Source organism: Streptomyces katrae, assembly GCF_000966975.1.
In the GTDB taxonomy this organism is placed as follows: Bacteria; Actinomycetota; Actinomycetes; order Streptomycetales; family Streptomycetaceae; genus Streptomyces; species Streptomyces katrae.
In genome coordinates this window covers 1-11,959 of record NZ_JZWV01000677.1, presented here as the reverse complement: position 1 = coordinate 11,959, position 11,959 = coordinate 1, and the positions used below count along the sequence as shown (strand labels likewise).

The window sequence follows — 11,959 nt, the reverse complement described above, 5'->3', positions numbered from 1 at the left end:
GGGTACGGCGGCCAGGGGGCGGGTCTCGTCGGGGTCGGCGTAGGTGCGCTGGCCGATGACGGTGGGGGTGGCGAGGGTGTCCTCGGTGAGGTCGCGCGCGAGGTCCACCCGGGGGATGGTCTGGGTGGCGCCGCCGTCGTAGTCGTCGTGGCCGCGTCCGGCTTGGCGTACGGCCTGGAGGAGCTGGCCGGTGGCCGCGGCGTCGCCGCCGGGGGCGGTCTTGCCGCTCCAGACGACGGGTGCGCGGCGGCGGGTGACTCCGGCGGCCGCGACGGCTCCGGCGGCGAGGACCGGTGCGCGGCCGGGGCCGGGGGCATTCGCGGGCTTGGAACGCGCGCTCGGGCTCGGTGCGAGCCGCACGCGGAAGCTGGCGTGGTTGACGATGACCTGTGCGGGGTCGCACGGCACCTTGACCATGCTCAGCGCGGGCTGGTCGTCGAACCCTGACGTTCTGGTGTCCACACTCATCTAACCGAGTGATCAGTGTTTAGGACACTGCTTTGACAGCAGGGATCTGTCCGAGGCCCGTCAAGATCAGGCCAGGTGCCGGGAACAGCGGGATTGTTCGGGAACTCTCCGTCAACTGATGCAAGAATCCCCGCAGTTGCTTGCTGAGGGGGAACCGGTAATGACAGAACGGTTGCACAACCAGCTCGTTTTCGCCGATCTCACGGACTATCCGGTGATGGCGCAGGCCCTCGACAACCAGTGGCTGCCCGCGGATCTGGCCGCATCCCGGCAGCGGGCGAGCACCCCGGCGGGCCCTTCGTCCGAAGCCGTGGCCGCCGGTGCGGCGGAGCTTCGGCGTTCCCTCGTCAACAGCGGAACCCTGGTGGTCAACCGGGCGTACTTCCTCAACAACGAGGCCCTCTACTCGAATTACCTGCCCACCGCGGAGCCGTCCGAGCGCGCCGCCTTCATCCAGTTGCTCAACCGGCGCGCGATGGTGCCGTACCTGTACACGGAGCGGGAGGCGACGGCCGAATTCGGCTGGGGCCACGACCGCTCGGTCGCGACCGCCTGGAGACGGCTGATCACGGACGAGTCGGATCCGGGGCTGGTGCGCTTCGACTGGGACGACGCGAGCAACCGGCAGCGCGCGACGCAGGTGGGCAACTTCTTCTCCACGCAGCTGTCCGTGCTGCGCCGGCTGCCCGCCGAGGTACTGGCCCAGAACCTCGGCATCCCGAAGGAGCAGGCACGGGCCATGCGCGTGGGCATCCTCAAGGATCTGTACGACTGGGCCGGCGACCAGGACATCGACCGGGACATCACGCGCAACATGGTCTACGAACGGTTCCTGAGCCGGCCGGGCACCGAACCGCACGAGAACCTCCTGCGCGAGGGCGAGCACATCGTGCCGGCCAAGCAGCTGATCGACCTGCTGTACAGCCTGGGCGTCCCCAAGGCGAGCGGCCTGATCGCCCTGACCCCGCCCGACTCGCCGCCGCGGGCGACCCTCAACGAGCTGCGGGAGGACTCCCGGCCGGCGGCCGACGACCCCGAGGCGATCGGCCTGCTGCTGCGCGACCTGTTCGCGGACGAACTGCACCGGGCGGTGGACGGGCCCAACTCGTACGCCGGGCTGTCGCTGGCCGACATCGTGCGGCTGCGGCGCGAGGAGGAGTGGCGGGCGTACATCGACTCCCTGGAGGCCTTCGTCCGCGGCGGCTTCCGGGACGGACGGCTGCCTTCGCCGGAGGAGTTCGCGCAGCACACCTCGGACGTGACCCGCTCCCACGCGCGGATGCTGCGTGCGGCGCGCAGGACGAGCGCGTCGCACCGCGGGTTCGTCCGGGAGATCAGCACGGTCCTGGTCCTGGAGTCGGCGGGGATCGCGGCCCAGCTGAGCGCGGGCCAGGACATCACGCTGCTGTCCGGGTCCCTGCAGCTGCTGACGGCCGCCGCCGGGGTCGTCAGCCTGCGTCTGCAGTTCAGGGACACGGGGAGGGGGTGGCTGAGCGGAGGGCTCGGGCACAGCGTGACGCTGCCGTCGCTGCGGCTGAACAACCTGCGGAAAGACTGGCAGACCATCCTGCGGGTATATGGGCGGGAGGTCGTGGAGAGCGGCGGCGGCGTCCTCGGGCGCCCGGCCGACCAGATGGCGGCGGCCTAGCGGCCCGGCGGTCCGGGGTGCGGGGCCCCGCGGACTACGGGGGTGGTCATGAACGGGGTAGAGGGATACGAACGGCTCCGCGCGGAGCGGCCGGAGCTGTTCCGCAACGAACCGGGCGGGATCGAGATCCTCACGGACCCGGCGGCGGTGGCCGGCGCGGGCGGGCTGCTGTACCGGGATCCGTACGTGATGCTGGTCCGTGACGCGGTCCGGTTCCCGGACGGCCGCGAGGGGACGTACATCCGCTCGATCGGGACGACGCCCGAGCCGGGGTGCGTGGTGCTGCCGCTGCTGGACGGGCAGGTGGTGCTGATCGAGCACTTCCGGCACGCGACGCGGTCGTGGCGGTGGGAGGTCCCGCGGGGCTTCGGCACCCGGGGCCTGGCGGACACGGAGAACGCGGCGAAGGAGCTGCGCGAGGAGATCGGGGCGGAGGTCCTGGAGCTGGTGCCGCTGGGGGCCGTCCACCCGGACACGGGGGTCATGGGCGACCAAGTGCTGCTGTACGCGGCGCGGATCGGCGGGATCGGCCGCCTCGCGGTGGGCGAGGGGATCCGCAGTACGCGGACGGTGCCGTTCGCGGAGGCGGAGGAGATGGTCCTGGACGGCCGCATCACGGACGGGTTCACGCTGGCGGCCCTGTTCCGGGCCCGCCTGGCGGGCCTGGCCGGCTGAGGGTGCTCCCCGGGGCGGCCGCGGGGCCGCCCGGGGCCCGTTCCGGCTGAGGGGCCGGTTCCGGGCCGCCGTACGGAGTGCGTACGGCGGCCCGGCCCCGTTCGGGGCCGTACGGGTCAGACGCGGCCCTGGGTGGCGCGGCGGCGGGCGGCCTCGTACAGGACGACGCCCGCGGCGACACCGGCGTTGAGGGACTCGGCGCCGCCCGGCATCGGGATGCGGACGAGGTAGTCGCAGTTCTCGCCGACGAGGCGGCCGAGGCCCTTGCCCTCGGAGCCGACGACGATGACCACGGGCCCGGCGAGGGCGTCGAGGTCCTGGACCTCGTGGGTGCCCTCGGCGGCGAGGCCGACGACGGCGATGCCGGCCTTCTTGTACTCCTGGAGGGCGCGGGTCAGGTTGGTGACGCGGGAGACCGGGGTGCGGGCGGCGGTGCCCGCGGAGGTCTTCCAGGCGCCCGCGGTCATACCGGCGGCGCGGCGCTCGGGGATGACCACGCCGTGGCCGCCGAAGGCGGAGACGGAGCGGACGATGGCACCGAGGTTGCGCGGGTCGGTGACGCCGTCGAGGGCGACGATGAGGGGGTCCTCGCCGTTGTCGTAGGCGGCGTCGGTGAGGTCCTCGGGGTGCGCGTACTCGTACGGCGGGACCTGGAGGACGAGGCCCTGGTGGTTGAGCCCGTTGGTCATGCGGTCGAGCTCGGCGCGGGGGGCTTCCATCAGGTTGATGTTGCCGCGCTCGCCGGCGAGCTTGAGGGCGTCGCGGACGCGCTCGTCGTTGTCGATGAACTGCTGCACGTAGAGGGTGGTGGCGGGGACGCCGTCACGCAGGGCCTCGAAGACCGGGTTACGGCCGACGACCATCTCGCTCGTGCCCTTGGGGCCGCCGCGGCGGGGGGCGGGGCGGCGCTTGGCGGCCTGGCGGGCCATGGCGTTGGAGATCCGGAAGGCCTTGTGGCCCTTGCGGTCCTCGGCCTTGGGCGTGGGGCCCTTGCCTTCCAGGCCCTTGCGCCGCTGGCCACCGCTGCCGACCGTAGCGCCCTTCTTGTTGGACGTGCGGCGGTTCCTGCGCTGGCTGTTACCGGCCATGACCTCTACCTGTTTTCGTTCGTGCTGCGTTATGTACGTATGAAGAGTGTGCCGCCCGGAAGGCCGAGCGGCACAACGGCGCTGGTCCGAGCGGGTCCGGACCGCGCCCCGGGGGCCCGGATCAGCGCGGGCCGAGCGTCCAGCGCGGGCCGGTCGGGCTGTCCTCGATGACCAGGCCGGACTGCTGGAGCTGGTCGCGGATGGCGTCGGCGGTGGCCCAGTCCTTGCGGGCCCGGGCGGACTCGCGCTGGTCCAGGACGAGGCGTACGAGGGTGTCGACGGCGCCGTGCAGTTCCTCGCCGCGGTCGGACTCGCCGGCCCACTGGGGGTCGAGCGGGTCCAGGCCGAGGACTCCCAGCATGGCCCGTACCTCGGACAGCCGGGCGATGGCCGCGTCCTTGTCGTCGGCGGCGAGCGCACTGTTGCCCTGGCGGACGGTGGTGTGGACGATCGCGAGGGCCTGCGGGACGCCCAGGTCGTCGTCCATCGCCTCGGCGAAGGCCGGCGGCACCTCGGCTGCGGCCTCGACGGGCCCGCCCGCCTTCTCGACGACGCGCTGGCAGAAGCCCTCGATGCGCGCGAACGCGGACTCGGCCTCGCGCAGCGCCTCCTCGCTGTACTCGATCATCGAGCGGTAGTGCGGGGTGCCGAGGTAGTAGCGCAGGACGATCGGGCGCCACTGCTTGACCATCTCGGAGACGAGGACCGAGTTGCCCAGCGACTTGGACATCTTCTCGCCGGACATGGTGACCCAGGCGTTGTGCACCCAGAAGTTCGCGAACTCGTCGCCGAAGGCCTTGGCCTGGGCGATCTCGTTCTCGTGGTGCGGGAAGATCAGGTCCAGGCCGCCGCCGTGGATGTCGAAGGCGGAACCGAGGTACTTGTGCGCCATGGCCGAGCACTCCAGGTGCCAGCCGGGGCGGCCGCGGCCCCACGGGGTCTCCCAGGAGGGCTCGCCGGGCTTGGCGGCCTTCCACATGGCGAAGTCGCGGGAGTCGCGCTTGCCGGTCTCGCCCTCGGAGGAGGGCTGGAGGAGGTTGTCGAGCTCCTGGTTCGACAGCTCCAGGTAGCCGGGGAAGGAGCGCACGTCGAAGTAGACGTTGCCGTCGGCCTCGTACGCGTGACCGCGCTCGATGAGGCCGCGCATCATCTCGACCATCTCGGTGACGTGGCCGGTGGCGCGGGGCTCGTAGGTGGGCGGCAGGCAGCCGAGGGCGGCGTAGCCGTCGTTGAAGGCGCGCTCGTTCTCGTAGCCGATGGACCACCAGGGGCGGCCCTGCGCGGCCGACTTGCTGATGATCTTGTCGTCGATGTCCGTGACGTTGCGGATGAAGGTCACGTCGTAGCCGCGGTAGGTGAACCAGCGGCGCATCATGTCGAAGTTGAGGCCCGAGCGGATGTGCCCGATGTGCGGCGCCGCCTGGACGGTGGCACCACACAGGTAGATCGAGACGCAGCCCGGCGTGAGCGGGGTGAAGTCGCGGATCTGCCGGGCGCTGGTGTCGTACAGGCGAATAGTCACGGCATCCAGGGTAGTGCGCCTGTGGCAGTGCCCCGCGACCGTTTGAGGTCGCGGGGACTCTTTGTTGCCGAAGAGGTGACATCGGTCATCGGCGGCCTGACATCTGTAACGGCCGCGTTGTGGGCGTACCCCGTACTCAGTCCCGGTTCGTCCGGTAGACGAGGGCGGTGGCGATGGCGGCGAGGCCTTCGGCGCGGCCGGTGAGGCCGAGGCCGTCGGTGGTGGTGCCGGAGACGGAGACGGGGGCGCCCGCGGCGGCGGCGAGGGCCTTCTGCGCCTCCTCGCGCCGCTTGCCGATCTTCGGGCGTACGCCGATCACCTGGATGGCGATGTTGCCGATCTCGAAGCCCTCGGCGCGGACGATGCGGGCGGCCTCCGCCAGGAGGGTGACGCCGGCGGCGCCGGACCATTCGGGGCGGGAGGTGCCGAAGTGGGCGCCGAGGTCGCCGACGCCGGCGGCGGAGAAGAGGGCGTCGCAGGCGGCGTGGGCGGCGACGTCGCCGTCGGAGTGCCCGGCGAGGCCGTCCTCGCCCTCCCAGAGCAGGCCGGCGCACCACAGCTCGCGGCCCGTCTCGAAGGCGTGCACGTCGGTGCCGATGCCGACGAGCGGGATCAGGGGGGCGGCGGCGGGATCAGTAGGCATCGGTGGCCCTCCTGCGGGCGAGTACGGCCTCGGCGAGGACGAGGTCGAGGGGGCGGGTGACCTTGAAGGCCTCCTCGTGGCCGGGGACGACCACGACGGTGACTCCGGTGCGTTCCACCATTCCGGCGTCGTCGGTGGCGCCCTCGCCGTTGACGGCGATGGTCTCGTGCGCGTGGAGCAGGGTCTTGAGGTCGAAGCCCTGCGGGGTCTGCACGGCGCGCAGCCGGGAGCGCTCGGGGGTGCCGAGGACGGGTTCGGGCTCGCCGGGGCGGCCGGGCTCGACCTCCTTGACGGTGTCGGCGAGCGGCAGGGCGGGGACGACGGCGGGGGCGCCGTCGCGGACGGCCTCGACCACGGAGTCCACGGTGTCGACGGGGACCAGGGGGCGGGCCGCGTCGTGGATGAGTACGGAGGTGATGTCGGCCGGGAGGGCGTCCAGGCCGGCGCGCACGGATTCCTGGCGGGTGTCGCCGCCGGGGACGACGAGGACGTCGGTCCTTTCGGGCAGCGGGTGCTCGTCGAGGAGGTGGCGCACCTCGGCGGCCCCGTCGGGCGGGGCGACGACCACGACGAGGGACACCGCGCGGGAGCGGGCCATGGCGCGGACGGCGTGGACCAGCATGGGCGTCCCGCCGAGGGCCCGCAGGGCCTTGGGGGCGCCGGGGCCGAGGCGTACCCCGCGGCCGGCGGCCGGGATCACCGCGGCGGTGCGGTGGGGGCGGGATTCGTCAGACATCAGTAGCTCCGAGCCAGGTTTGTGACTTCGGCCGACATGGGTATGGCCTGAAGGGTGCCGGGTGCGACGCCCTCGCCCCTTCCGTGACGACCGGTCGAGCCGGCTGCCCGGACCCGGCACACCAGGTGGAGGACGCGGGCACGGAAGCGGACGCGGGGCACGGAAGCGGAAGCGGAATTACCCGCGGATGCAGAGCGGATGCAGACATGCCGCAGCGCCCGGCAACAGCCCTCTCGTGGAGAGGGCCTGTCATCGGGCACCGCGGCACACTGTGATCACAGCGCTTGATCGAGATGCGTGAGCGTCAGGACGCGAGCACCTCGTCGAGGAGGGCCTCGGCCTTGTCCTCGTTCGTGTTCTCGGCGAGCGCGAGCTCGCTCACCAGAATCTGACGCGCCTTCGCGAGCATCCGCTTCTCACCGGCGGAAAGCCCACGCTCACGCTCACGACGCCACAGGTCGCGCACCACTTCGGCGACCTTGATGACATCGCCCGAAGCGAGCTTCTCCAGATTTGCCTTGTAGCGACGGGACCAGTTCGTGGGCTCTTCTGCGTACGGTGCGCGGAGCACCTCGAAGACCCGGTCCAGCCCGTCCTGGCCGACTACGTCGCGAACGCCGACGAACTCCGCATTGTCCGCAGGCACACGAACCGTCAGGTCGCCCTGGGCGACCTTGAGCACCAAGTAGGTCTTGTCCACGCCTTTGATCTGGCGAGTTTCGATGGCCTCGATCAGCGCGGCCCCGTGATGGGGATAGACCACGGTGTCGCCAACCTTGAACGTCATGTGACAGGTACCCCTTCCGTGGCTATCCAGGGTAACACGAGAACTGACTGTTATGAATGGCGTTTTCGCAGGTCAGGGCACATCTCGGGGCTTGACAACAGCGACACGAACGTGCTGCGGAAGGCTTCCGGAGGGGGGTATTCGCAGGTCGGAGGCGCTGTGCGGACCGGGCGAAACGACCACGTTACACCTGGCGGACGCACCCACCAGTGTGACGTACGTCCCGTTTTGCCGGGTTCCAGGACAGGAAACCGAAGTACTCCGTTCGACTGGCGGGCACCCGTACGGAGCGGGTTCCGGCCCAATCCTGAATTGATCACGGGTCGACGTTCGACGGAATGCCTGAATTCGATCACCGGCGGACCCTCCGGCGGGATAGCGGAATGCAAGATCGCGCACGCGCGGGCGGCGGTGCGCGCACTGCGGAGGGTCGGGTGCGGGGGCGGGGTGGCGGCTCGGTAACCTAAGCCCGCTGACACACCCTTAGGGCGGCTTTACCTCGGCCGCTCCGAGAGCCCACCGTCCCGTCCGTACGTCCAAGGAGTTGCCGCCGCCGTGAGCCGCAGCCTTCGACGCGGCGCCCTCGCCGCTTCCGCCGTAGTGTTCTCGCTCGCCTCGCTTGCCGCGTGCGGCGCGGGCAACGACGCGCAGACTCTCCAGATCAAGCCGGACAACGCCGCCGTCACCAAGGGCGACATCAAGATCCAGAACGCCCTGGTGATCACCAAGGGCGACAAGGAGAAGAAGGGCCCGGCCTCCGTCTCGGCGACCCTCTTCAACGCCGGCACCAAGGACCAGACCCTGGACGCGATCACCCTGGCGGGTGGCAAGTCCAAGGTGACGCTGAAGGACTCCGCTGGCTCCGGCAAGATCACCGTGCCCGCCGGCGGTTCCGTGGTCCTCGGCGGCAAGGGCAACGCCTCCGCCGTGGTCGAGGGTGGCCGCGAGGCCGTCCAGAACGGCAACGTCCAGGAGATGACCTTCCAGCTCAGCAACGCCGGCGACGTGAAGCTGGACGCCTACGTCGTCCCGGCCACCGGCATGTACGCGGGCTACGGCCCCACCGAGGCCCCGGCCGCGGGCGCCACCCCGGCCCCCTCCGGCTCGGCCTCCGCCTCCCCGTCGGGCAGCCCCTCCGGCTCCCCGGCCGCCTCCCCGTCGGGCGCCGCCTCCGGCAGCCCGGCCGCCTCCGGCTCCCCGTCGGCCTCGGCCTCGCACGGCGCCGGCCACTGACGCACGAAGGAAGGGGCCCCGGCCGCACAGCGGCCGGGGCCCCTTCCCCGTTTCACGCCCGGCAGGGCTACGGCTCGAACTTGTAGCCGAGGCCGCGGACCGTGACCAGGTAGCGCGGGGCGCCCGGGTCCGGCTCGATCTTGGCCCGCAGGCGCTTGACGTGGACGTCGAGGGTCTTGGTGTCGCCGACGTAGTCCGCGCCCCACACCCGGTCGATCAGCTGCATGCGGGTCAGCACGCGGCCCGCGTTGCGCAGCAGCATCTCCAGCAGGTCGAACTCCTTCAGCGGCAGGTCCACCTTGGCCCCGCCGACCGTGACCACGTGCCGGTCCACGTCCATCCGCACCGGGCCGGCCTCCAGCGCCGCCGGGGTGACCTCCTCCGGCTCCCCGCGCCGGCGCAGGACCGCGCGGATGCGGGCCACCAGCTCCCGGGAGGAGAAGGGCTTCGTGACGTAGTCGTCGGCTCCTATCTCCAGCCCGACGACCTTGTCGATCTCGCTGTCCTTGGCGGTCACCATGATCACGGGGACGTTGGAGCGGCCGCGCAGCTGCCGGCAGACCTCGGTGCCCGGCAGGCCGGGCAGCATCAGGTCCAGGAGGACGAGGTCGGCGCCGTTGCGCTCGAACTCGTCGAGCCCGTCGGGCCCCGTCGCGGCGATCGCGACCTCGAAGCCTTCCTTGCGGAGCATGTAGGACAGGGCGTCGCTGAAGGATTCCTCATCCTCGACGACGAGCACTCGGGTCACGGAAGGACCTCCGGGGAGGGGACGACTGTTTCTGGGTCAAGCGGGGGCCGGGCGGGTCCGGGGGCCGTGGCCTCCGCCGCCGCGCCGGTGGTGTCCGGGGCGGGCGCCGGGGCCGGGGCGCCCGCCTCGGGGAGACGCAGGGTGAACGTGGAGCCCTGGCCCTCGGAGCTCCACACCGACACCTCGCCGCCGTGCGAGGCCGCCACGTGCTTCACGATCGCGAGGCCCAGTCCGGTTCCGCCGGTGGCGCGGGAGCGGGCGGGGTCCACCCGGTAGAAGCGCTCGAAGATGCGTTCGCGGTCCTTCTCGGGGATGCCGATGCCCTGGTCGGTCACGGCTATCTCGATCAGGTCCCCGCCCGGCGCGGTCACCCGGCGGGCGGCGATCCCGACCCGGGTACGGGCCGGGCTGTAGTTGACGGCGTTCTCCACCAGGTTGCCGAGGGCGGCGGCCAGCTGGCCGCGGTGGCCCCAGACGCGCAGGTCGGCGGTGCCGCCGGCGGCCATGGTGATCTGCTTGGAAGTGGCCGTGTGGCGGCAGCGGTCGATGGCCTCCGCCACCAGCGTGTCCACCCGTACCGGTTCGGCGTCCTCCAGCGGGTCGTCGTTCTGCACCCGGGAGAGGTCGATGAGCTCCTGTACGAGGTTGATCAGGCGGGTGGCCTCGATCTGCATGCGGCCCGCGAAGCGGCTGACCGCCTCGGGGTCGTCCGCGGCGTCCATCACCGCCTCGGACAGCAGGGAGATCGCGCCGACCGGGGTCTTCAGCTCGTGCGACACGTTCGCGACGAAGTCGCGGCGGACCGCCTCGATGCGGCGGGCCTCGGTCAGGTCCTCGACCAGCAGGAGCACCAGCCGGGAACCCAGCGGGGCGACGCGGGCGGACACCGCGAGGGCCTCGCCGCGGCCGGTCCCGCGCCGGGGCAGGTCGAGCTCGATCTGGCGTATCTCACCGTCGCGGCGGGTGTCACGGGCCATGTGGAGCATGGGCTCCACGGCGAGCTTCCCGCCGCGGACCAGGCCGAGGGCGTACGCCGCCGAGCTGGCCTTGACCACCGCGTCGCCCTCGTCGAGGACGACGGCGGAGGAGCGGAGTACGGAGAGCACCGTGTCCACGCCGGGCGGGAGCACCGCGTTGATGTCGGGGCGCATGGAGCTCCTCGTGGGGCGGGCTTGGTCGCGCTCGCTCCAGCGGAACGCCAGCATGGCGATGACACCGGTGCAGAGACCGGCGATCGCCGCAGCTGCGGCGACCGCCGCGTTCACGTCCATGTGTCCAGGTTAAGCAGCCCCTACGGCACTTCCACAGCCGTTCGGGTGGCAGCTCGAACAGTCGTCGCCCAGAGTTCACCCTGGCGACGGTGTTGATTCATTTGTGATGCCGGAGTCGGACGCGTTGGCGGCCGAACGTGTCAACGTGGGGCACGACGGACCACACGGCAGTAGCAGTAGTGACAGCGAGTAGTAGGCAAGCAGGCAGGAGAAGGACACATGCGCGACGCGTACCACGAGGAACTGGACTCGATCGGAGAGAGCCTGGTCGAGATGGCCCGGCTCGTCGGTTCCGCGATCGGGCGGGCCACGACCTCCATGCTGGACGCCGACCTGAAGCTCGCCGAGAGCGTCATCGCCGCCGACCAGAAGGTCGACGACCTGCAGCACGACCTGGAAGCGCGCGCCATCGCCCTGCTGGCCCGCCAGCAGCCGGTCGCCACCGACCTGCGCATCGTCGTCACCTCGCTGCGCATGAGCGCCGACCTGGAGCGCTCCGGCGACCTGGCGCAGCACGTCGCGAAGCTGGCCCGGCTGCGGTTCCCCGACCGCGCGGTGCCGCGCGACCTGCACGCCACGATCCTGGAGATGGGACAGCTCGCCCAGCGCCTGATGGCGAAGGCGGCCGAGGTCATCATCACGAAGGACGTCGACCTGGCCCTCCAGCTGGAGCAGGACGACGACGAGATGGACCAGCTGCACCGCACCCTCTTCCAGCACCTGATGGACGACCGCTGGAAGCACGGCATCGAGACGGCCGTGGACGTCACCCTCCTGGGCCGCTACTACGAGCGGTTCGCCGACCACGCGGTCTCCGTGGCCAAGCGCGTCGTGTACCTGGTGACGGGCGAGCACGCGGACGAGCTGCAGCAGCCCACCCAGGTGGACGGCGTCTGAGACCCCTTCGCGCGGCACGCCCCAATGCGCCGTTGACGCGCCGGTGTGGCTGGGCATGAATGAGGCGAAGGCACTGCGCCGTCCTGTACGACGTCCCGTACGCCGCCTGCGAGGAGGATCCATGCCCGATTCCCCCGTCCCCATCACCCCGGAGCAGGAGCAGCCGCCCCGTCCGGAGCCCCTGCGCCTGCCCCTGCTCGCGGCCTGCGGCTGCGGCTCCGGCTGCGGCTGCGGCTGCCAGTC

11 protein-coding genes and 1 pseudogene are annotated in these 11,959 nt (G+C 71.5%); 4 read left to right on the top strand and 8 right to left on the bottom strand.

The genetic code is table 11. The features are described 5' to 3' along the window. Positions 1-468 (bottom strand): annotated as a pseudogene (locus tag VR44_RS23800) (hypothetical protein); the annotation flags it as partial. 160 nt (positions 469-628) lie between these two features. On the opposite strand from VR44_RS23800, the gene VR44_RS23795 reads away from it, so the two are divergent. Continuing rightward, entirely contained in the window at positions 629-2,116 is a 1,488-nt protein-coding gene (locus VR44_RS23795; protein WP_157880387.1) for a hypothetical protein, read from the top strand. 48 nt (positions 2,117-2,164) lie between these two features. Then, positions 2,165-2,791: an NUDIX hydrolase gene (locus VR44_RS23790; RefSeq protein ID WP_045949619.1), complete on the top strand. Its 627-nt coding sequence runs from the start codon at positions 2,165-2,167 to the stop codon at positions 2,789-2,791. A gap of 116 nt (positions 2,792-2,907) precedes the next feature. On the opposite strand, the gene rlmB is transcribed toward VR44_RS23790, so the two are convergent. From rlmB to VR44_RS23765, 5 genes are all read right to left on the bottom strand, one after another. After that, positions 2,908-3,879 carry a 23S rRNA (guanosine(2251)-2'-O)-methyltransferase RlmB gene (gene rlmB / locus VR44_RS23785; RefSeq protein WP_045949616.1) on the bottom strand — a complete coding sequence of 324 codons (972 nt, stop codon included), beginning with the start codon at positions 3,877-3,879 and terminating at the stop codon, positions 2,908-2,910. 121 nt (positions 3,880-4,000) lie between these two features. Further along, positions 4,001-5,401 (bottom strand): cysteine--tRNA ligase, encoded by a 1,401-nt coding sequence (gene cysS, locus VR44_RS23780; protein ID WP_045949615.1) that lies wholly within the window; start codon positions 5,399-5,401, stop codon positions 4,001-4,003. A 136-nt stretch (positions 5,402-5,537) separates the two neighbouring features. Further along, positions 5,538-6,044, bottom strand: coding sequence for a 2-C-methyl-D-erythritol 2,4-cyclodiphosphate synthase (gene ispF / locus VR44_RS23775; protein WP_045949614.1), 507 nt, complete (start codon positions 6,042-6,044; stop codon positions 5,538-5,540). Beyond that, a complete protein-coding gene (gene ispD, locus VR44_RS23770; RefSeq protein WP_045949613.1) occupies positions 6,034-6,780 on the bottom strand; it encodes a 2-C-methyl-D-erythritol 4-phosphate cytidylyltransferase in 747 nt (248 codons plus the stop codon). The genes ispF and ispD overlap by 11 nt, the downstream gene beginning before the upstream one ends. Positions 6,781-7,084: 304 nt before the next feature. Further along, on the bottom strand, positions 7,085-7,567 hold the full coding sequence (locus VR44_RS23765) for a CarD family transcriptional regulator (protein ID WP_003953493.1): 483 nt from the start codon (positions 7,565-7,567) through the stop codon (positions 7,085-7,087). 555 nt (positions 7,568-8,122) lie between these two features. Here VR44_RS23765 and VR44_RS23760 point away from each other — a divergent pair. Next, on the top strand, positions 8,123-8,800 hold the full coding sequence (locus tag VR44_RS23760; protein ID WP_045949612.1) for a copper chaperone PCu(A)C domain-containing protein: 678 nt from the start codon (positions 8,123-8,125) through the stop codon (positions 8,798-8,800). 67 nt (positions 8,801-8,867) lie between these two features. Here VR44_RS23760 and phoP read toward each other — a convergent pair whose 3' ends face one another. Further along, positions 8,868-9,539, bottom strand: coding sequence for a two-component system response regulator PhoP (gene phoP, locus VR44_RS23755; protein WP_467644498.1), 672 nt, complete (start codon positions 9,537-9,539; stop codon positions 8,868-8,870). Positions 9,540-9,544: 5 nt separating this feature from the next. After that, complete coding sequence (gene phoR / locus VR44_RS23750; RefSeq protein WP_045949611.1) at positions 9,545-10,819, bottom strand: two-component system sensor histidine kinase PhoR; 1,275 nt, start codon at positions 10,817-10,819, stop codon at positions 9,545-9,547. A 219-nt stretch (positions 10,820-11,038) separates the two neighbouring features. Between phoR and phoU the strand changes: the two genes are divergently transcribed. After that, the gene (gene phoU / locus VR44_RS23745; protein ID WP_042813786.1) at positions 11,039-11,716 is read left to right on the top strand and encodes a phosphate signaling complex protein PhoU; all 678 of its coding nucleotides are present in this window, start codon (positions 11,039-11,041) and stop codon (positions 11,714-11,716) included. Positions 11,717-11,959: the final 243 nt, after the last annotated feature.

Coding starts and splice junctions, on each gene's coding strand:
- rlmB (WP_045949616.1), bottom strand. CDS start 3,879: ATGGCCGGTAACAGCCAGCGCAGGAACCGCCGCACGTCCAACAAGAAG.
- phoU (WP_042813786.1), top strand. CDS start 11,039: ATGCGCGACGCGTACCACGAGGAACTGGACTCGATCGGAGAGAGCCTG.
- ispF (WP_045949614.1), bottom strand. CDS start 6,044: ATGCCTACTGATCCCGCCGCCGCCCCCCTGATCCCGCTCGTCGGCATC.
- VR44_RS23790 (WP_045949619.1), top strand. CDS start 2,165: ATGAACGGGGTAGAGGGATACGAACGGCTCCGCGCGGAGCGGCCGGAG.
- phoR (WP_045949611.1), bottom strand. CDS start 10,819: ATGGACGTGAACGCGGCGGTCGCCGCAGCTGCGGCGATCGCCGGTCTC.
- VR44_RS23765 (WP_003953493.1), bottom strand. CDS start 7,567: ATGACGTTCAAGGTTGGCGACACCGTGGTCTATCCCCATCACGGGGCC.
- ispD (WP_045949613.1), bottom strand. CDS start 6,780: ATGTCTGACGAATCCCGCCCCCACCGCACCGCCGCGGTGATCCCGGCC.
- VR44_RS23795 (WP_157880387.1), top strand. CDS start 629: ATGACAGAACGGTTGCACAACCAGCTCGTTTTCGCCGATCTCACGGAC.